This window comes from Mesohalobacter halotolerans (assembly GCF_006120725.1).
GTDB lineage: Bacteria > Bacteroidota > Bacteroidia > Flavobacteriales > Flavobacteriaceae > Psychroflexus > Psychroflexus halotolerans.
Genome location: NZ_SWMU01000002.1, coordinates 271309 through 292698, shown reverse-complemented (window position 1 = coordinate 292698; position 21390 = coordinate 271309). Strand labels below are relative to the sequence as shown.

Sequence of the window (21390 nt, the reverse complement as noted above, 5' to 3'; positions counted from 1 at the left end):
CGTAGACAATTATTACCAAATACCCCAAATAGATAATACATTTGTTATTCCACGGTGATTCTTTACAAATATATATGAATATTTTAAATTTGTATAGCTTTTTGCAAATATATTTTTTAAAGTATATTTTTCTTTTTAAACCAAATCCAAATGCCTACTGATATAATAAGCATGATTAGCCACACAACGACATAAGAATACTCCCATTCAAGTTCCGGCATAAACTTAAAATTCATACCATAAATACCAGCTATAAACGTCAACGGTAGAAAAAATACCGAAAATACAGTTAGAAGTTTCATCACTTCGTTATTCTTTTGGGCTGTAATAGACAGGTATGAATTTAGTAAAGACTGAGTATCTTCAATAATTTCATCAGCGGTAAGCAACAAGTTTAGTGTGGTATCTTTAATATCTTGCAATTCTGAATGATACGAAGCATTTTTGATGGCGATTTGATTAAGCACATTTTGGTTGACTTGTATTATTTTTTTGTGCATTCTCGTTTTAGATTTGATATAATAGAGTTTGTCAATCGAAAAGTCTTGTGCATTTTTTAAAAGTAATTCTCTCTCTAAGACATCAATTGTTTTACTGTGGGTTGTTAAAGGTTTTTCAAAACTATTAATCATATTCTTAATAGAAAAAAACAGTATTTGCTCTATTGACTTAAATTCTTTGTCATAATGAGTTAAGTAATCGAAATGCTTTCTATGGATACTGATTAAGATATTGTCGTAGATTATAAATGCAATTTTATTAGAAACCTGTGCAACATTGACGATTTCTGGTTGTTTTTTATCAGAAAAAGCCCTGAGAATAATAAGTTCGAAATTCCCTTTTTTTTCATATTTGGGTAGATGCCCAAGCTCTAGACTGTCTTCAATAAAATTTTTAGGAATTTGATCAAAGATTTCGAGCTGCTTTAATGCTTTGATATCTGCACGGTTACAATCGTACCAAACAAATTTTTCGCCTTTATATTCTGTTAATTGCATAGGTTTAAGCCATATCAAGTGTTAAACCATTATACTGCTCTATCAGTGCTTTTGCAGCTGATTCGCCATTTAGCATAGCGGCATTTAAAGACCCGTTTGATAAGACATCTCCCGCTAGATAAATATTATCTTTTATTTTGGTTTCTGTATGCGGCATTTGATAATTTAAATCGTGTATTTGCGGTAAAGCTTTGGGTATTTTGTAGTGTTTCAATAATTTTTTGACTTCTATATCGCATATATCATAAAGCTCATTTTTGACTTTTTTTACCAATTCTTCTCGACTTAAGTCATGGGTTTTGACTACACTTACTGATAAAATTTGTTGGCTTTCAGAAGCTAAGCTGGCGTAATGAAAATTATTGACAAAGGTGTCATTTTCTGCTATCAATGCAATCATAGGCAAATTAACAACCCGATTCTTTACCTCAAAGTAAAGATTGTCTACACTTTTCCACAGGCTTTGCTGGTTGTTTAAATTTGTTATCAGTTGTGAAGGCTCAGTGGCTATGATAATAAAATCAGCCTTTTCTTTGGAACCATTTGAAAGCCAGATGGTCTTATCTTCGACCTTATTTATAGCAGTATTAAAGTGAAAAGTTGTTTTTTTGAGTTGGTTAGCCAATTGATTGGGGATGGCTTGTATGCCTTTTTCGGGTATTCCGGCTTTACTCTCTGAAAATAATTTAAACGTAAATTCAAACATGCGGCTAGAAGTTTCTAAGTTTTCCTCGAGAAACACTCCAGCATAAAATGGTCTAAAAAAATTGTGAATTACTTTATTTGAAAACCCAAAAGATTTGAGGTATGACATAGTACTTTGACTTGGAGACTCAAAAATTTCCTCAAATGATTTGTATTTTAATGACCTGTAGAGTTTGATAATCTTTAACTTATCTGAAAAACTGGCCAATTTTGAGAATAAAGTTGAAAACAGTAAATCAAAACCTTTAGCCGGATTGCCCAATTTGCTTTGATATCCTTTTTTAAAAACAAACGCACCTGATGCGAAGTATTTTAAATGGAGTAACCTGACATCGAGATATTTTTGAACTGCCGGATAATTGGGTAGCAAAATTTGAAATCCTTTATCAAATGCCTGACCATCAATATAATCGGTTTGAACACGCCCACCTACCCTATCATTTTTATCATATATTATAGGATGTATACCTTCGTTTTCTAAATTAATAGCTGCAACTAAGCCACTTACACCTGCACCTATAATGATAACTTTTTTATTATCCATTCTACGTTTTTTTCTAAACTTATAAATATTTACTAAAAATAAGCTAAGACTTTGAGACTTCAAATGAAATAACGTTAATTCATATAAAAAAATTATGATATCTAAAGATTCTAAACAAATTAATTTATATTATCATCCTAATTATCAATTGTCTAAAAAGTGTTTGGCTATTGCAAAGGCCAATAAGGCTGTTATTTTACCTATAGATATAAGTAAAACCGGAATAAGCCAGACCGATTGGTCAGAAATGGCAAATATGCTTAATTTAAGTGTAGTTGATTTAATTGATTTAAACCACGACATCATTATTTCAAAATTTGGGAAATCTCCAGATATTGATGAATTTGATGCTTTAAAAATTATTGAAAATCATCCTGAAGTAGTCGATAAACCTATCGCAATTCGAGGAAACCAAATTGTGAGAGCCTCACATGCCAATGATATTTTAAAATTACAGTCTTCTGATACCGGCGAAATTAGAATACCTTAATATGTTTAAACTCTTGCTTTGCTTTGCAGTTTGTATCAATTTTTAAATATTTTTGATTTTTAATTCATGTGACGATTTACACCCTCAATTATGAATGTACATCACGTTTCTGCAGAAAACTCAGTCCTCAATCAATTTTTGGTTGAAATAAGAAACAAGTCTGTGCAACAAGATAAACTGAGATTTAGGCATAATCTCGAACGTATTGGTGAGCTTCTTGCTTACGAGATGAGCAAAACATTAAATTATGACGTCAAAGAGATTCAAACTGTATTAGGAAAACACCAAAAAGCAGTAATTTCAGATTCATTAGTTATTTGTTCAATATTAAGAGCTGGATTACCAATGCACAATGGTGTGTGTAGAATTTTTGATGATGTTAATCATTCATTTATTTCGGCTTACAGAACACATAATAAAGCAAACGAAACCTTTGATATACATATAGAATATTGTGCAACCTCAGACCTCACCTCAAAAACCCTAATTCTTGTCGACCCTATGCTAGCCACGGGTCATTCTATTGTTGAAGTTTATAAGTTTATAGCTCAAAAGTTTGATATATCATCATTAGTAATATTGTCTGCTATAGCTGCAAAACCCGGTGTTCAGTATTTAAAAAAGCATTTACCTAAGAACACACAAATTTGGATTGCCGATATCGACGAATCATTAAATGAAAAAGGATATATTGTACCGGGTCTCGGTGATGCCGGAGATCTTGCTTTTGGACCTAAACTTTAAAGTCTATTGTTGTCTTGTATTGGGAAATACAATATAATCTGGCACTAAACTCTTTTCTTCTTTGTTGTCGTCTTTTGGCTCAGGATTCTTAGAATTATCGATTTTTTTCTGTTGCTTAGCTTCTTGTTTTAATATTTTTCTAAGCAATTCACCAAAAGTTTCAAAGTTGACCGTATAAGAGACCCCAACACCTTGAGTATAGCCCAATTCCTCACCTATAAACTGTATGTCACTTTCTCTATTAAAAACTTGCGCTCTTAATGAGCCCGATTCATTGAGTAAAAAATTGATTTCAACATCACCAAAAACAAAAGATTGGGTTTGTCCACCAACCGGCACTCCAAAACGGCCATTGATAAAAATTTTATCACTGAGTTGAGTTTGAAGTGTCATCCCTACTCTATCCGATCCTACTGCATTTTGAGAAGGTGTTCGTTCTGCCTGTACATAATCTAAACCAATATTAAATTTACCTTCATCATCTTTTAAAATTTGATCTAATATACTTGTGGCACGTTCTGCAATTAAATTTGATCCGATAGAATTGAGACCTACGGCTTCATCATTGTAAAAAGTACCTTGAACAACAAGTGATAGCGCTTGACGTTCAGTATTTTCTCGACCTTGAATTCTGTAGTCAAGTTCAGATTCTACAACCGAACTGAGATTGGGGTAATCTAAATCAAAATTGATGTCTGGTTGCATCAATTCTCCGTTTAGAGAAATAATTACGTCTATTGGAATTTCTCTATTGATTATTGGGTTTTCTAATAAAACAGCAGGATTTGCGTTGGTCGTATACTTTGCCTTAATGTCCATATTAGCATCTACAGGATTACCTTGCCAAGATAGGTAACCACCGGGAATAACTTCAAACTTTTTTTCTATCAAACCTTGATATTTATAAATATACTCTCCAGATAACGCCACAAAATCACCATACATGTCAAACTTGCCATTAGTGTTAATTTCAATTCTCAAATTGCCATCACCTCTACCTCTTAAAGTGCTTCCACTTTCTTGGTCTACAACCACTTCGACTAAAGCATCTTTTGTAATCTCAAGGTCAAAAGCCATGCTTAAGCCTGAGATTTTGTCAAAGGTGTAAGTTTTTCCTTCTTTTTTACTGGCTTTATCTTCAGGCGTTAAAAAATAAATGAAAGAATTGTCCCCAATAGTTTCTGTATCTGATAATGGAATATTAAAAACCGTATTAGGATTACTTTTGGCATCGACATTTATTGTTAGTGCGTCTGTTGGACCTACAATACTTGCAGTTCCATCAATAAATGCAGTACCGTAATATAGGCTTTCCTCTTTGTATGGCGTGTCTAAGGTTAAAATATTGTCAGAGTCTAATCTTAAATCTAAATTCCACTTCGAAAAGTCTTCGTGAAATATTTTGCCGCTTAAAACCCCTTTGGTGTTGTATTTTGTATCGGTAAGTTGTATATTATCCAGGATAAATTGCTTTTTGTCCAATTGAATTTTAGAGTTTTGGTCAAAATCAAAATCAATATTGAGGTATGGAAATTTTAAACCAGCATCATTGAGATTTAGTTCACCGTATAAATCTGGATTTTGAAGTTTTCCTGAAAGTTTTGCTTCACCAATAATCTTACCTCTTATTCTGCTTAAAACCTCACCGCCCAAAGGACTTAGGGATGATACGTCCAATTGATTTAGCTTTAGGTTGACATCAATAAATTGATTTTGATTGTTATTGGTGATTTGACCTTCTGCAGTGAGGTAATTTTGCTGTTGATTGAAAATATAAGCTTTAACATCAAAATCTGATAAATCCCTGTTACCGTTTGCAGATAGTTTTAAGTTACCGTAATCTAATTGATTGACGTTAAAGTTTTTGACCAAAACATCAAGATTGGGGGAATACTGATTGTCTTTTTGAAAAATACTAATATCGCCATTCACTACACCACCAAAGTTTAAGCTGTCAAGATAAGGTGTAATATTTGCAAGATTTACTTTTTTCAATTTAAAATTGATGTCTTTGTAAGTCGAATCTCGCATTTGGCCATTGAGCTTTATCATTTGATCTTTATAAAACGCTGAAATCGAATCAAATGTAAAATTTTGTAAACCTGGTTCTAAAATAATGCGGTTATTGGTATATCGATTATCTTTATTGATATCCCAGGATTTGTTTTTGAAGTTGATATTGGATTTTTGAATACCCACTACGGTATTATTGTCTTGATCGTAGGTTTGGTATAAATTGATGTTGTAGTTGTCATCATTTTTTAGACCACCTTCAAACTCTGTTCTAAAAAACAAAGTATCATTTAGTTTGACGTTTATTAAGCTTAAATTTTGGATTGGGTAGATAGCGTTTTGAATATTAGCAATTTTGACATAAGTATCAAAGAAAGGGTTTTGCTTGTCGAGCTGAACTTCTACATCTTTTAATATGTTATTTTGAAACCTAATCTCAGGAGAAATAAATCGAATTTTCATCTCATCTTCATTAGATGATATGTTTCCTCTTAAAAAAGTATTTGGGGCGATACTGACTTTAGGAAAGAAAGCTTCGACAACCTTGTTGTTGATTTGAAATTCAAAGTTTACATTTCTGTCTTTAAAATTGCTTTGTTGTAAATCTTTGAAGTACAAATTTCTTAAGGAATAATCAACAAACTCCGGTAATTGAGAAGGTTGAAAATCCCCATAAATTCTACCATTAACTACATCTGGAGAGTTGACGCTAAACTGATGTATGCCTGCAGACATTGAGGATTGAAGCTTAAAATCTTTGAAGTTGTATTCACCAAATGAATTTTTATAATTAAAATCATTGAAATTAAGTTCTCCAACTGCATCATCTAGAGAGTTTGCCTTAAGATTCATGTCTAAGTTTCCCTTAAAAATAGATAAGGTATCTTTTTTGATAAAATTCAAAGCGTACAAATCGGCATATTTTATGTCAGATTGAAATTTATAAAGATTTTGATCTTGACTAGCATCGACTAAACCATTGAAGTCAAACAAAAAATTTTCATCTTCACTTTTGAGTTGGCCATTAAATATTGGAAACTTTAAATTGCCTTGAACTGCAATTTCGTTATAGGTATAATTATTAAAGTCAAAGGCTTGAATATCAGCATCAATTTTGGTGTTTAAAGCCTTTTCTGTAAACCCTTTTCCGTTGATATTTACTTTGAGGCTAGCCAAACCTAATCGTTTGGACTGAAGCACTTTTGCCAAATTAAAATTTTGCAAGTCCAGCTTGCCATCGTATTTTACCTCATCAGAAAGATTGAGGTTTTTAAACATAACTTCAATTTGACCTTGGCCAACTGGTGAATTAAAATCTACATCGGCAAATAAGTTTCGGGCTTTTAGCGCTGTTTCTCCTTTCACCGAAAAATTCCCCATGTATTGGATAAATTCCGGTAGCCTATCGCCTAAAACTTCTGGCAATAAACGCTTTAAGTCAAAATAATTGGTTTTAATGTCAATATTTTGAGTGATAAGCTCAAAATCTTCAGACTCTGTTACACGCTTAAAATAAATATCACCTTGAATTTGACTTCTTTGAATGCCTTTGATGTCTATATTTTTAAAATTAAAATCATTGAGTGTCCCAATAACCTGACCGGATAAGACTAAATCTTCAGCATATCCAAAACCTTTGTAAAAATGATTTAAGTCTGTGGTAGAAAGTTTAGACTTATCGAATCTCGCCGATATTTTTACTTTATTTTCAAAATCTGACCAATCGCCTGAAGCATACTCAAGTTTTAAATCAGTCTCCAATTGTGATTGAGGCGTTTTAAGTTTTAATTGATCTAACCGCATTTCTGATGCATTCATAAAAAACCTCGATTGAAGTTGGTCTATTTTAAAGCCAAATCCTGTTAAGCCTGATAATGAATTGATGTTTAAACTCACCTTACCACCAACAATATTGAGATTATCAACATCAAAATTTAGGTTTTCAATACTAAATGACTCTGGATTGTCTAAGTTATAATTGGTTACACTAAATTGACTATCAACTAGCAAAATATCGTCGACGTGAAGTTTAAATAATTTGGTAGTATCTTTTGGTTTATCAGATTCAAATTTTTGTAAAATGGTGGTGAGGTTATCATTGGGGTCATCTTTATAGCGTATCAATTTCATCTTTAAACCCTCAATATCAGTACTGCTCAAATTTAAATTGCTCCCATCAATAAGACTTGGAATATTAAATATCGAGCTCGATAGTTTTTTGATATTAAAAAGGGTATCATTTTTATGATCAATAACCCGAATAGATTCAATTTGTACATTGGCACTCAACCCGATTTTTAGGCGCTCTATGCCAATCTCTGTGCCATAAGTCTCATTAATATTTGAAGTCAATTTTTGGGCCGTATAGGTTTGCACTCCAGGAATTAAAAATATCAAAACAATCAATAAGAATAGCAATATGATTGCTATGACTATTCTTTTAACAATATGAAAAACGCGCTTAATAATACTTCGTAATTTTTGTTAAACAAATATACATTTAATCTATGATTGATAATACCTAAAAATATTTAGCTTTGTTATGTATTTCAATAATTATGCCTTTTAAGACATATGACTAAACAACCTATTTATACACTTGCCATAGAATCATCATGTGACGATACATCTGCAGCTGTATTTAAGAATAACAAAAAGCTAAGCAATATTATTGCCTCACAAGCTGTTCATGAAAAATATGGCGGTGTAGTACCCGAACTGGCCTCTCGTGCGCATCAACAAAATATCGTACCAGTGGTAGACCAAGCCTTGAGTCAAGCTAAGGTTGACCGTAAAGATTTAAGCGCAATTGCCTATACAAAAGGTCCAGGATTATTAGGCTCGCTTTTGGTAGGGTCATCTTTTGCAAAATCTTTGGCCATGGCTTTAGACATTCCGCTCATAGAGGTTCATCATATGCAAGCGCATATCTTGGCTCACTTTATTGATGATGAAAATCAAAAAATACCTCAATTTCCTTTTTTGGCACTAACGATAAGTGGTGGTCACACACAAATTGTAAAAGTTAACGACTTTTTTGATATGCAAGTCATTGGAGAAACCCTTGACGATGCTGTAGGAGAAGCTTTTGATAAATGTGGTAAAATGATGGGACTTGGTTATCCTGCTGGTCCGATAATAGACAAACTTGCAAAACAAGGCAATCCGGAACGCTTCACTTTTTCAAAACCCAAGGTCAGTGGGCTTGATTTCAGCTTTAGCGGACTCAAGACAGCGGTCTTATATTTTTTACAAAAAGAGAAAAAGGCCAATCCTAATTTTGTGGATGAAAACATAAAGGATATCTGCGCCTCATTTCAAAAAACAGTCGTTGATATCTTAATGGATAAAATGAAAATTGCAGTCAAAGATACTGGTATTACCCAAATTGCTATTGGTGGTGGGGTTTCTGCCAATTCGGGTATTAGAACAGCTTTAAAGCAGGCTGAAATAGGGCTTGGTTGGCAAAGCTACGTTCCTAAATTTGAATATTGCCTTGACAATGCCGCTATGATAGCAATAGTTGGATATTATAAATTTTTACAACAAGAATTTGCCGATTTTGGCTCAACCTCAAAAGCAAGACTCAAACTATGAATAAATTCTACTTTACATTACTTTTTGTTTTATTTTGTATTCCATTAAATGCCCAGCGAAATTTATTCAATCAACGATATGATGAGATATCAAAAGATTTTAATATTGATGGTAATGAATTAAAAGTCTATCAAAATCAAGGGAAACTCATCATTTTTAATGAAGAAAAACACAAAACCAAACTCGCCAAAAAGTTGCTTAAGTCTAGAAGAGGTAAAACAAGAACAATAAAAAGAGCTTATTACAATTTAGAATATGAAGTCATTGGCAAAGAAAAAATACCCCACTACAGAGTGAGATATATTTTTATAGACAAAAATAAATTTGAGACCAATGAGGCGTTTAATGCATACCTTAAAAAGATAAGGTCTTTACTTGATGATGTTACTTTCAAATCGATTGCTATGCAATACTCAATGGATTATCAACAAAATGTAGGTGGTGATTCCGGCTGGTTTAAACAAGGCAAAACCCATTCAGAATTTTTTAAAAAAGCAACTGCAAGCAATAAACTTGCTGACGAAATATTTGAATTTGAAGTCCCGGAAATTAACGCCTATTACTTTGTAAAGAAAACCCATTCAAAACAAGATATCAAAGAAGTTTTGGTTGTAGAAACCAAAGTCAAAAAATAGTTATGCAATTATTTTACGATGAACATATTAACTCTGGTACCCATTCACATAAAATTGTACCAGATGAAAGCCGGCATATATTAAGAGTTTTACGCAAACAAATTAATGATGTCATCTACTTGACTAATGGATGTGGACAAGGCTTTAAATGCAAGATTTCTGATGTTGAGTCTAAACAATGTGTGGTAAATATTTTAGAAGTTTTTAAAGACAAGCCTCTACCCTATTCACTTCACATTGCCATTGCACCTCCTAAGTCTAGTGATAGGTTTGAATTTTTTTTAGAAAAAGCTACTGAGATTGGAATTTCAGAAATTACACCTATATTATGTCAAAATAGCGAACGCAAAAGATTGAACATGAAACGCTCTCAGAACATTTTAAAAAGTGCTATGAAGCAGTCCCAGCGTTTGTTTCTGCCAAAATTAAATGCATTATCAACTTTTGAAAATTTTATAAATCAAGACTTTACAATGAGTAAAAACCTAATTGCCCACTGCAAAGTACAAGATAAATCATATCTGACAAATCATATAAAAACATCACAAAAGCTGTGTATACTCATCGGCCCGGAAGGTGACTTTGATTCAACTGAAATTGACATGGCTCTAAAATCAAATTTTATACCTGTGAGCTTTGGCCAAAAGCGCTTAAGAACGGAAACTGCCGGTATTTTTGCATCTCAAGCCTTAGCTTTACAACATCAAATTTAGACCTTAAACCATGAGATATATTTGCCTTATTCTTATAATGTTTTTTTCGCATGACACGATTGGGCAAGAAATCGCCGTCATGAAGTATAAAGGTGGTGGCGATTGGTATAGCAATCCTACTGCTCTTCCTAACCTTGTTAGATTTTGCAATGCTGAAATTAACACCTCAATATCAGAAAAAATACCAACCGTAACCCCTGATTCGCCAGAGTTATTCAATTATCCTTATATATATTTAACTGGACACGGTAATATATTTTTTACTGAAAAAGATGCTCAGAATCTTAGAAACTACTTGTTAAGTGGTGGTTTTCTTCACGTCGATGATAATTATGGTTTAGAACCATATTTTAGAAAAGCACTAAAAACAGTTTTTCCAGATAAAATTTTGGAGGAAATTTCAGCAGATCATCCTATATTTTCGCAGACTTTTAGTTTTCCTAAAGGACTGCCAAAGATTCATGTACACGATGGCAAGCCACCACAATTATTTGGAATAACTCATGAAGATAGATTGATTTTAATATTCTCATACGAAAGTGATTTGGGCAATGGGTGGGAAGACCCTGAAGTCCACAACGATCCAGAAGAAGTAAGGCAAAAGGCTTTAAAAATGGGCGCTAATATCATCAAGTACGTATTTTCAAACTAAACTTGATAATGAAACAACTGCCGCATGATCTTATTAATAACAATAAACACAATCTATCTATTGTCTTAATTTGCGACAAGTTGCAATCGCCAGCCAATTTAGGTAGCATTTTCAGGATAGCTGATGCTTTTGGCGTTGCAAAACTCTACATACATCAAAACAATACCAATATTTTAAATTCTAATCGATTTAAAAAAACCGCTCGTCATTCAAATCAATTTATTGAACTTACTTACTATAATGATTTTTTTACACTTTATAAAAGTCTTAAAAACAAACACTTTGAAAGTGTGGCCATTGAACATTGTGATACGAGCATAGCCTTAGCTCAAACAAAGTTTAAAGACAATACAGCATTGATTGTTGGCAATGAAATTTCTGGTCTCTCGGACGACATCTTAAAATGTGTTGATAAATGTGTTCACATTGAAATGTATGGTCAGAATACCAGTATGAATGTAGCGCAAGCAGCAGCAATTGTACTTTACGAATGTGTAAATCAGCAATTATGAGTGTTAACAAAAATATTTTACATCCTAAAATTATAGATTTTATAAAACATCATGAAAACGATGATATACCGGCGCTAATTTTAAAAGGAAGCTCTTTTAAAACCGTTAGTATTCAACATATTGCTCAGCAAATTAAAGGGAAACAGATTGCTAAAACGAAATTTCCGACATTGTATTCTAATGAGCAGATCATTTATCCACCAAAACTTAACTTAGAACAGTCTTCGTCTGAAATTACCGCAAAATACAAGGCTCAATTTTTAAAATCTGATGATAAGGTTATTGATATTACTGGTGGTATGGGAATTGACGCTTTAGCATTTGCTGAAAATGCTGAAAATGTCACCTACTGTGAAGTCCACCCGAAAACTTTTGAATATGCTAAGCACAATCTAAAAATTCAAAACCCAAAAATAAAATTTCACCTAACCGATGGGATAGAATTTATTAGACAGAAGAAAACTAAATATGACTTGATATACGTCGATCCAGCTCGACGAAATCAACATCAAAGCAAAGTCTTTAGACTTGAAGATGCTTCACCTAATGTTTTAGAATTTTTAGATTTATTTAAATCCAGATCAAATCGCATTTTAATTAAGACTTCACCACTACTCGACTTAAAGTATTGCTTAAATAAAATACACAATATATCTGAAATACATATTATTGCAATTAAAAATGAAGTCAAAGAGGTATTGCTGCTCATCGATTTTTCTTCGACTAAAAGTTTACCCATTTTAAAAGCTATTAATCTTGAGTCAGGACAGCCTGGTTTTGAAAGTCAATTAACATCTGCAAACCCAAGTCCATCAATATCTAAACCCAAAACTTATCTCTACGAACCCAATGCTGCGCTCATGAAATCTCAATTATTTGGTCTATTATCTTTGCGTTTCAGACTTTCAGCATTAGCCAAAAATTCGCATTTGTTTACAAGCGATACACTTATAGAATTTCCAGGGCGTCGTTTTAAAATCAAATCAGTTTTTTCGCCTAAATCAAAAAATATAAAAAATAATATCCCCGATTTAAAATCTAATGTGAGTTGCAGAAACTACCCTTTAAAGTCTGAACAAGTCAAGGCAAAGTATAAACTCAAAGACGGTGGTAAAAGTTATACGTTTTTTACAACAGATTTTAAAAATCAAAAAATTGTCTTACTTTGTGATAAAATATGACATGAGTGTGAAATCAGTTAAATTGCTATTTTTATTATGGATTTGTTTTAGCATTCTAATCTATGGGCAGTGTAACTATGAACGCATAAAATACGACAATAAAACTAATGAAGCTACGCTTAAGCTCTCGCCAATAACATTAGATCTTTACGAAACACCTCTAAACGGTAGAATAATTTTAGCCTCTTTAATTAGAATTGATAATAAATTTTTCATAGAAATTGAAATCACTAAAGACTCAAAAACTCAAAAATTAGAGCCAATTTGTTTTAGACAAGGAACGAAACTAAGTTTTTCTCTTAAAAATAACACTATAATTAGTTTATTTCAACGCGAGAAGAAGATTTGCGGAGTTAATTATTACGATAAAAAAAACAATTACAGCTCGGTTTCTAATTATGCGAGATTTATTCTTACGCAACAGGCTTATGATGAACTTATACAGTCTGAAGTTATTTTAATGAAAATTATAGCTAAAAACTATGAAAACACCTTCGTTCTCAAAACTGAACTTGAAGAACAGTTTGAAGATCAAATCATTACCACAAATCCTAGTCGTTTTTTTATAGATAATATCAAATGTCTAACCAACCCACAATTTAAATAAACTTGAGGCAGTCTTTTATAAAACTCATCAAATCTATAGGCCCTGGATTTTTATTAGCTGGAGCAGCAATTGGAGTCTCTCATCTGGTGCAAGCCACACGAGCTGGTGCAGAGTTCGGGTTTGTTCTGATTTGGGCTTTGGTTTTGGCTTGCATAACCAAATATCCATTTATGGAGTTTGGGCCACGATATACTTCATCTACAGGTAATACCTTAATAGAAGGTTACAAAAGTATTGGTCAATGGGCTTTACAGTTGTATTTTATAATCAGCATTGGCAGTGTTTTTATTATACAAGCGGCTGTCACTTTAGTCACTGCGGGACTTGCAGAATACTTATTTCAAACAGGAATCAGTATTTTTGGGTGGTCTTGTATTATCTTAAGTTTATGTATAATCATATTATCGATAGGTCGCTACAAAACTATAGACCGATTGATGAAATTACTGATAAGCGGTTTAACTTTAGCGACCTTAATTGCCGTTTTTCTAGCTGTTGGTAATGAAAAAAACACCTATTTGTTTAACTACACACATCCTGACTTATGGACTGTGAGCTCTTTAGCTTTTATCATTGCTTTTATGGGCTGGATGCCCATTCCAGTTGACGCCTCTGTTTGGCACTCTATATGGACTAAAGAAAAAAATAAACAATACCTAAACAATTCTGTAAAAAATAGTTTAATTGATTTTAATATAGGTTATCTCTCAGCTTCATTTATTGGCTTATTATTTTTTCTGCTTGGGGTATTGGTTTTCTTTGGGAGAGATATTGTTATTTCAACAACTGCTGTAGGGTTTTCTGGCCAATTGATTGAAATGTACCAATATACTATTGGAGAATGGAGCAAAACCATCATCGCGGTAGCTGCTTTTTTTGCAATGTTTAGCACTACTCTAGCGGTAACAGATGCCTATCCAAGGGTGTTTGATGAGTATCTTAAACACAGGTCACAATCGACCAATACCCACAAATCAAATTATATCTTACTGTTGTTTATAATAGCTGTTTTAAGCATAGCGTTACTTTATTTCTTTTCAAATCGCTTTACTATTTTTATAGATTTTGCCACCGGTGTTGCTTTCTTAACGACTCCAATTATTGCTTGGCTAAACTTAAAATTGGTAACATCTTCAAATTTTCCTAAAGATAACCGACCTAAACCTATTTATTATTGGTTTAGCCAGGTCTGTCTATGGTTTTTGGTGGGTTTTGGTGTATTTTATCTTGGTCTAAATATATTTTATTAATCTTTTACAATCAATTTTTTTACTACGATACCCAATGTTGTATCGATTATCTAGTAAAGACTTATTTTTAATGGTCTTAAGCCGTTTTCCTATAGAATTAAAAATTTCAACATTATGGATATCAATATTAGAATTGTGAACAATTTTAACTTGATCTTCAGCAGGATTTGGGGACAATTTAATTTGTTGAGCTTGTTCAAAATCTGTAATATTAAGATTGTCCACAACTTCAGTAGAAACTGTATTGGTAATGATTGGTGCGTTAAAATCAAAAAAGATGTAAGCTTTATTGTCTATGATATCGCCAATTTGCACATCATTTTTAGGTTTAATTTTAAAGCTGACATGACCATTACTACCAGGTTCATCAATGGCTTCGTAAGGCAAGTTGATGTTTTCAAAGATAAAATTGATTTCTTCTTGATCAACTAACTCTAAACGGTAATCATGGCTGGAATTAATGGGTTGAAAAGTTGTCCAATCCAGTTTACTGCTAATAGTATCGGTTATTACAACATTTATAGCATTGGCAGTTCCTACATTTTGAAATCGGATCTTATAATCGAGGTATTCATCGGTTTTATCAATAGTAATTTCATCGCCTTGAGTGACGAGTTTATTGTTGGGGTCAAAAGAATTAACTACGATTTGGTCAAAACTAACACTATTATCGTCCGGATTGGCATCATTATTATCTGGGCTAACATCTGCATTAATGATGACCAAATAACCGCTGTTAAGTGTCGGTGGCTGAACATTTAACAATGTAAAATTAATTACCTCTGAACCCAGTATCGGTAGATTGTAAATGGTAAATGTTATAGAGTTTGAGGTGCTGGTTGAAGGGGTTTGACTGGCTGAAATAAAGCTTTGCTTAGTATTTTCAAAATTCACAGTGACTTGAACATTCTGAATTGATGTGGTGCCTTTGTTTTCAACAATTAGCTCATAATCAGATTCAAATCCAGGAACAGCATCGTCTAATGGAAAAAGTTCGACACTTAAGTCCTCTACAGTCTGATTTGCTGTTACACAAAAATCTTTTTGGTGTCTCTCAGATCCACAACACAAACTGGCCGTTGAGGTCAAGACCAATACAACCCCTAATGGTGATGGAATAGGGATTGTTAATGTGGGTAATTCAAATTATTGGAACATACACATGTCAACTGCTTTTTTACGTTTTAGTTATGAAAATAATAATGTGTCTTATATAAATGATTTTTCCGGAGCTTATGTACAAACATCTGATAGAAGTTTAAAAGAAAATATTAGACCTGCTCAGGCTAATATTTTAGATAAGCTTAATCAAATTAAAGTTGTTAAATACAATTATAAAAGAGACAAATCAAAAACTGAAATAACAGGTGTTATTGCTCAAGAAATTCAAGAGGTGTTTCCTGAGTTTGTTCACCAAGATGAAAAAAGCGATAAACTAGGCGTAAATTATGCAGGCCTGAGTCTGATAGCAATTCAAGGTATTCAAGAACTGCAACTGCAAATAGATAAGCTTAAGTCTGAAAATAAAAATCAACAGGAACAGATTGATAAACTCAATTCTAAAATTGAACTTTTAGAACAAAAAATTCAAAATGTTATAGAAAATAATTAATCACTTCTAGTTTTTATTTGAGTTGACTAACTAATGGATTAGCCTAAACTATCCTAGTTAAAGCTGAGCAGAATATGCTCAGCTTTTTTTTATTTTAGATAGCCCTTTATAATTTCCTCAACGACTTCTGGATTAAGTAATGTACTGGTATCACCCAAATTACTCGTATCATTTGAAGCGATTTTTCTTAAAATTCGACGCATGATTTTACCACTTCGGGTTTTTGGTAAACCTTTGGTAAATTGAATTTTATCCAGTTTAGCGATAGGTCCAATTTGTTCAGTAATAATTTGATTGATTTCTTGTCTTACGTTATCTTGATTTCTGCTTTCTCCGGTGTCTTTCATGGTGATATAACCGTATAACGCATTGCCTTTAACGTCGTGTGTATAACCTACAATCGCACTTTCTACTACAGCAGGATGCTCATTGATAGCGTCTTCAATAGGTGCCGTACCAAGATTGTGCCCGGAAACAATAATCACATCATCTACTCTACCCGTAATGCGGTAGTAACCCACTTCATCTCTAAAAGCTGCATCTCCAGTAAAATACATGTTTTTGAAGGCTGAAAAATACGTGTTTTTGTAACGCTGATGATCGCCCCAAATGCTTCTAGCTATACTTGGCCAAGGAAATTTGATACATAAACGCCCGTCAACTTGATTGGCTTTTACAGGTTTTCCATCTTCATCCATTAAAACAGGCTGGATACCTATAAATGGCAAAGTGGCATAAGTCGGTTTGGTTGGTGTGGCAAAAGGAATTGGAGAAATCATGATACCACCGGTTTCGGTTTGCCACCACGTATCTACAATGGGAGATTTTCTTTTACCCACATTATCATCATACCAATGCCAGGCTTCCTCATTGATGGGTTCGCCAACCGTGCCCAAGACTTTTAAAGTTGATAAATCGTGTTTCTCTATATGCTCAATACCTTCTTTGGCTAACGCACGAATAGCAGTTGGCGCTGTATAGAATTGATTAACTTTATGTTTTTCAACAATATCCCAAAACCGACCAAAATCCGGATAATTAGGCACACCTTCAAACATGACTGTAGTTGCACCGTTGCAAAGCGGACCATAAACAATATAACTGTGACCTGTTATCCAGCCTATGTCTGCGGTACACCAATACACATCTTTATCTTTATATTGAAATATATTTTTGAACGTATAAGCCGTATATACCATATATCCTGCAGTGGTATGCACCATGCCTTTGGGCTTACCGGTTGATCCGGATGTGTATAAAATAAATAACGGATCTTCGGCATCCATGATTTCAGCCTCACAAGTTTTATCAGCTTGGTCTAGAAGCGGTTGTAACCATTCGTCACGACCGGATTTCATATTAACATCAGACTTTATGCGTTGAACTACCAAAACACTTTCAACAGATGCACATGATTCTAAAGCCTCATCTACAATACCTTTAAGATCTATAGTTTTTTGACCTCGATAAGAGCCATCGCTTGTTATGAGCATTTTGCACTCTGCATCGTTGATGCGTGTGGCAAGGGCATTAGCAGAAAATCCAGCAAATACTACTGAATGTATGGCACCAATACGAGCACAAGCCAAAACGGAAATGGCCAATTCCGGTATCATGGGTAAATAGATACAGACCCGATCGCCTTTTTGAATGCCTTTTGATTTTAATACGTTAGCAAACCGGCAAACCCGTTCATGTAATTGTTTGTAAGATATATGTTCTGCACCTTCATCGGGGTTGTTGGGTTCAAAAAGTATGGCCGTTTTATCGGCTTGTGTATTGAGATGTCGGTCGATACAATTTTCGGTGATGTTAAGTTTAGCTCCATCAAACCACTTGATTTCCGGTTTAGAAAAATCCCAATCTAAAACCTTATCCCATTTCTTGCGCCACATGAAATGCTCTTCAGCAATTTCTTCCCAAAATATTTCCGGGTTACGAATAGATTTTCTATAAACTTGGTAGTATTCTTCAAGGTGTTTGATATGGTAATGACTCATAATGTATTATAGGTTTAGAAATGAATTTAAACTCTAATTTCAAATTTAAATTTAATAAATATTTTATGGAATGGTTTTGAAAAATATAATTATGACTTATCGTTTAAAAAAGTGTTTTCTTCTTTGCTCAAAAGTCGAGAATGGATAATAAAGCGTAAACCTAGTGGTATTTCTAGTGAAAAACTTGAGCCTCTACCTTCTGTGATGTCAACGGTCAAATGGGTATGTTTCCAATATTCGTATTGATCTTGATTCATATAAAACGGCACACCATCTAAGTCACCCATGTGTATATCGCTATCATCAAGATACATATCGTCTTTTTCAAAAATCATAGGTGAAGAACCGTCACAACAACCGCCACTTTGGTGAAATATTAATTCGCCGTGTTGATGCTTAAGTTGTTTCAGAACTTTTAAAGCTTCCGGGGTAATGTCTATACGTGTCATAGGCTAAAATTGTACTATTTAAAATTAATTTCTATCGTTTCAATTCTGTATTAATATAATAATAATTGATTTGATGAAAATTTAGAAATAATCGTTTTAAGTTAATAAAGCAGACTAATAGTATCAGTCTGCTTTATAAAATTTTAAAGTTTAAAAGAACCCTAATTTATTCTTGTCATAAGAAATCAACATATTTTTGTTTTGGCGATAGTGGCTAAGCATCATTAAGTGGTTTTCACGACCAAAACCCGATTTTTTATATCCACCAAAGGCAGCATGTGCCGGATAAGCGTGATAACAATTCACCCATACTCGACCAGCTTTAATGGCTCTTGGAATTTGATAAAGCTGATGCGCATCTCTTGTCCAGACTCCGGCGCCAAGACCATATAAAGTATCATTGGCAATTTCTAGTGCTTCAGCTTCATCTTTAAATTTGGTCACACAAACGACCGGACCAAAAATTTCTTCCTGAAATACCCGCATTTTGTTATGACCTTCTAAGATAGTTGGTTTGATATAATGTCCTTTAGATAAATCACCATCCTTATTTGCTTCACCACCACAGAGCGTTTTGGCGCCTTCTTCTTTGCCAATTTTTAAATAAGATTGGATTTTTTCATATTGGTCATTGGAGGCTTGAGCACCAACCTGAGTATTGACGTCGTAAGGATTGCTTTGAACAATGGCCTTAGTTCTTTCGACAACACGTTCCATGAATTTGTCATAAATGTCTTCTTGAACTAACATTCTGGACGGACACGTACAGACTTCGCCTTGATTAAAGGCAAACAAAACTGCACCTTCTATACATTTATCTAAAAAAGCGTCGTCTTCATCCATGACAGAATTAAAAAATACATTTGGTGATTTACCACCGAGTTCGACGGTAACAGGATTCAGATTTTTAGATGCATATTGCATAATCAATTGTCCTGTTGTGGTTTCGCCGGTGAATGCCACCTTATCAATTTTTGAGCTTGAAGCTAAGGGTTTACCGGCTTCTGGTCCAAACCCGTGAATTACATTCACGACGCCAGGTGGAAAAACATCTGCAATTTTTTCCATCAGTAAAGTGGCTGCAGATGGAGTTTGCTCGGCAGGTTTTAAAACGACGCAGTTACCAGCAGCAAGTGCCGGTGGCAGCTTCCATGATAACATCAATAAAGGAAAATTCCAAGGTATAATTTGACCAACCACACCGAGTGGTTCTTTGATGTTCATAGATAAGGTATGCTCATCGAGCTCAGCAACACTACCTTCTTCAGCTCTTATACAAGACGCAAAGTAACGCCAGTGGTCTGCAGATAATGGCACATCTGCATTCAAGGTTTCTCTTATGGCTTTACCATTATCACAAGTTTCAACTGTAGCAAATTCCTCGAGGTTTTCATCGATAATATCGGCCACCTTATTAAGCAAAGCGGCACGTTCTGTAACCGATGTCTTTTCCCAGTTATCTTTAGCTGCATTAGCCGCATCTATAGCCATCTCTACATCTTCTTTTTGAGAGCGTGGATATTTTGCAATATGACTACCGTCTATTGGTGATGTATTATCAAAATAATCGCCACCAAGCGGTTCAACAAATTTTCCATTAATAAAATTGCCATAACTGGCTTTGAATTTAGGTTTAGAATAACTCATAATATTGTGTGTTTTGATTATTTGTTAAAATTATAGAGTTATTTTATCAAATTGTTGAACAATGGTATCGTATTATAGTACAATTCTATTATATTTATAATCTGTATTATATTTTTAATAAAATGAGCCCACTTCTAAGTCAACATAAAAAACACAGAAAGCTTACCACACTAGTAGAAAATAGAACCGTATACAATGCAGATTTTGCTGAGCTAAATATTTATGAAACTCATGAATTTGCTGAAAAAGTAGCTTTAAAATTTAATTTTCCCATCATAGCAAGTATGCTAACCGGTAAAAAAATCATGCATATTGACGATATGCCGTCTTTTGAATTTTATCCCGGTGAATCTGTTGTTTTGCCCAGTCATCAAAATATGTTAATCGATTTTCCACTGGCTTCTCTTGACGAACCTACACAATGTTTAGCCCTTGGAATAGATACCGATAAAATAAATGAAGTGGTTGATAGGTTTAATACAATTGTAAGTGTAGATAACGAAAACAATTCTTGGTCATTGGATGATACCTCAAACCATTTGGCAAATCACGACGAGGTCAATGACCTCATTAACCGTTTAGTTTACACCTTTACCAACCAAACCAAATCCAAAGACGTGCTTCTAGACTTGATGATTCAAGAACTGATTGTCAGACTCTTACAAACTAAAGCTAAAGTTTTATTAATCAATGATATGCAAAATACGTTTTCAGATACCAGAATGGGTTCTGTAATCAAGTATATTAAACAAAATCTTACTAATAAAGACATCAGTGTAGAAAAATTGGCCGAAAAAGCGCATATGAGTAAATCTCATTTTCACAAAACCTTTAAAAATACTTTAGGCATTTCACCAATTGATTATATCAATTCTGAAAAAATCAAGTTCTCTAAACAATTAATTAAAGAACGTCAAGACTTAAGTATTTCAGAAATAGCGTTTTACTCAGGATTTAATTCCATCAGCTATTTTAATAGACAATTTAAAAAGTTGGAGCTGATGACACCCCAACAGTTTAAAATATCAATAAACACTTAGT

At 33.5% G+C, this 21390-nt stretch carries 19 protein-coding genes; 12 read left to right on the top strand and 7 right to left on the bottom strand.

Annotated features, from left to right (window positions below; all coding sequences use genetic code 11):
• Positions 1-116: 116 nt before the first annotated feature.
• Both FCN74_RS05895 and FCN74_RS05890 read right to left on the bottom strand, forming a co-directional pair.
• The gene (locus tag FCN74_RS05895) at positions 117-998 is read right to left on the bottom strand and encodes a CorA family divalent cation transporter (protein WP_138931670.1); all 882 of its coding nucleotides are present in this window, start codon (positions 996-998) and stop codon (positions 117-119) included.
• 4 nt (positions 999-1002) lie between these two features.
• Complete coding sequence (locus FCN74_RS05890) at positions 1003-2247, bottom strand: protoporphyrinogen/coproporphyrinogen oxidase (RefSeq protein ID WP_138931669.1); 1245 nt, start codon at positions 2245-2247, stop codon at positions 1003-1005.
• Positions 2248-2341: 94 nt separating this feature from the next.
• Here FCN74_RS05890 and FCN74_RS05885 point away from each other — a divergent pair, with 94 nt between their 5' ends.
• Positions 2342-2737: an arsenate reductase family protein gene (locus tag FCN74_RS05885; protein WP_138931668.1), complete on the top strand. Its 396-nt coding sequence runs from the start codon at positions 2342-2344 to the stop codon at positions 2735-2737.
• Between the two features lie 90 nt (positions 2738-2827).
• Positions 2828-3481 carry a uracil phosphoribosyltransferase gene (gene upp / locus FCN74_RS05880; protein WP_138931667.1) on the top strand — a complete coding sequence of 218 codons (654 nt, stop codon included), beginning with the start codon at positions 2828-2830 and terminating at the stop codon, positions 3479-3481.
• Positions 3482-3484: 3 nt separating this feature from the next.
• On the opposite strand, the gene FCN74_RS05875 is transcribed toward upp, so the two are convergent.
• Positions 3485-7870 (bottom strand): translocation/assembly module TamB domain-containing protein, encoded by a 4386-nt coding sequence (locus FCN74_RS05875; protein ID WP_138931666.1) that lies wholly within the window; start codon positions 7868-7870, stop codon positions 3485-3487.
• Positions 7871-8068: 198 nt separating this feature from the next.
• On the opposite strand from FCN74_RS05875, the gene tsaD reads away from it, so the two are divergent.
• Genes tsaD through FCN74_RS05835 form a run of 8 tightly spaced genes read left to right on the top strand, consistent with a single transcriptional unit; the run spans position 8069 to position 14641 of the window.
• The gene (tsaD, locus tag FCN74_RS05870; protein WP_138931665.1) at positions 8069-9091 is read left to right on the top strand and encodes a tRNA (adenosine(37)-N6)-threonylcarbamoyltransferase complex transferase subunit TsaD; all 1023 of its coding nucleotides are present in this window, start codon (positions 8069-8071) and stop codon (positions 9089-9091) included.
• A complete protein-coding gene (locus FCN74_RS05865; RefSeq protein WP_138931664.1) occupies positions 9088-9726 on the top strand; it encodes a peptidylprolyl isomerase in 639 nt (212 codons plus the stop codon). Before tsaD ends, FCN74_RS05865 begins: the two co-directional genes overlap by 4 nt.
• Before the next feature lie 2 nt (positions 9727-9728).
• Positions 9729-10439, top strand: a complete 711-nt coding sequence (locus FCN74_RS05860) for a 16S rRNA (uracil(1498)-N(3))-methyltransferase (protein ID WP_138931663.1) — start codon at positions 9729-9731, stop codon at positions 10437-10439.
• A 10-nt stretch (positions 10440-10449) separates the two neighbouring features.
• A complete protein-coding gene (locus FCN74_RS05855) occupies positions 10450-11091 on the top strand; it encodes a DUF4159 domain-containing protein (protein WP_138931662.1) in 642 nt (213 codons plus the stop codon).
• Between the two features lie 8 nt (positions 11092-11099).
• Positions 11100-11603, top strand: a complete 504-nt coding sequence (locus FCN74_RS05850) for a TrmH family RNA methyltransferase (RefSeq protein ID WP_138931661.1) — start codon at positions 11100-11102, stop codon at positions 11601-11603.
• Positions 11600-12784, top strand: coding sequence for a class I SAM-dependent methyltransferase (locus FCN74_RS05845; protein ID WP_171047123.1), 1185 nt, complete (start codon positions 11600-11602; stop codon positions 12782-12784). Before FCN74_RS05850 ends, FCN74_RS05845 begins: the two co-directional genes overlap by 4 nt.
• Before the next feature lies 1 nt (position 12785).
• Positions 12786-13391, top strand: coding sequence for a hypothetical protein (locus FCN74_RS05840; protein WP_138931659.1), 606 nt, complete (start codon positions 12786-12788; stop codon positions 13389-13391).
• A gap of 2 nt (positions 13392-13393) precedes the next feature.
• Positions 13394-14641 (top strand): Nramp family divalent metal transporter, encoded by a 1248-nt coding sequence (locus FCN74_RS05835; RefSeq protein WP_246062570.1) that lies wholly within the window; start codon positions 13394-13396, stop codon positions 14639-14641.
• Here FCN74_RS05835 and FCN74_RS05830 read toward each other — a convergent pair.
• Positions 14624-15730 carry a DUF7619 domain-containing protein gene (locus FCN74_RS05830; RefSeq protein ID WP_171047122.1) on the bottom strand — a complete coding sequence of 369 codons (1107 nt, stop codon included), beginning with the start codon at positions 15728-15730 and terminating at the stop codon, positions 14624-14626. The two genes, FCN74_RS05835 and FCN74_RS05830, sit on opposite strands and share 18 nt — an antisense overlap.
• Positions 15731-15803: 73 nt before the next feature.
• On the opposite strand from FCN74_RS05830, the gene FCN74_RS05825 reads away from it, so the two are divergent.
• Positions 15804-16253, top strand: coding sequence for a tail fiber domain-containing protein (locus FCN74_RS05825; RefSeq protein ID WP_138931656.1), 450 nt, complete (start codon positions 15804-15806; stop codon positions 16251-16253).
• An 89-nt stretch (positions 16254-16342) separates the two neighbouring features.
• Here the strand turns inward: FCN74_RS05825 and acs are convergent, their stop codons facing one another.
• From acs to FCN74_RS05810, 3 genes are all read right to left on the bottom strand, one after another.
• Positions 16343-18253 (bottom strand): acetate--CoA ligase, encoded by a 1911-nt coding sequence (gene acs, locus FCN74_RS05820; RefSeq protein ID WP_138931655.1) that lies wholly within the window; start codon positions 18251-18253, stop codon positions 16343-16345.
• Between the two features lie 89 nt (positions 18254-18342).
• Entirely contained in the window at positions 18343-18702 is a 360-nt protein-coding gene (locus FCN74_RS05815; protein WP_138931654.1) for a DUF779 domain-containing protein, read from the bottom strand.
• 150 nt (positions 18703-18852) lie between these two features.
• Positions 18853-20349 carry an aldehyde dehydrogenase family protein gene (locus FCN74_RS05810; protein WP_138931653.1) on the bottom strand — a complete coding sequence of 499 codons (1497 nt, stop codon included), beginning with the start codon at positions 20347-20349 and terminating at the stop codon, positions 18853-18855.
• Between the two features lie 122 nt (positions 20350-20471).
• On the opposite strand from FCN74_RS05810, the gene FCN74_RS05805 reads away from it, so the two are divergent.
• Entirely contained in the window at positions 20472-21389 is a 918-nt protein-coding gene (locus tag FCN74_RS05805) for an AraC family transcriptional regulator (protein WP_138931652.1), read from the top strand.
• Position 21390 lies beyond the last annotated feature (1 nt).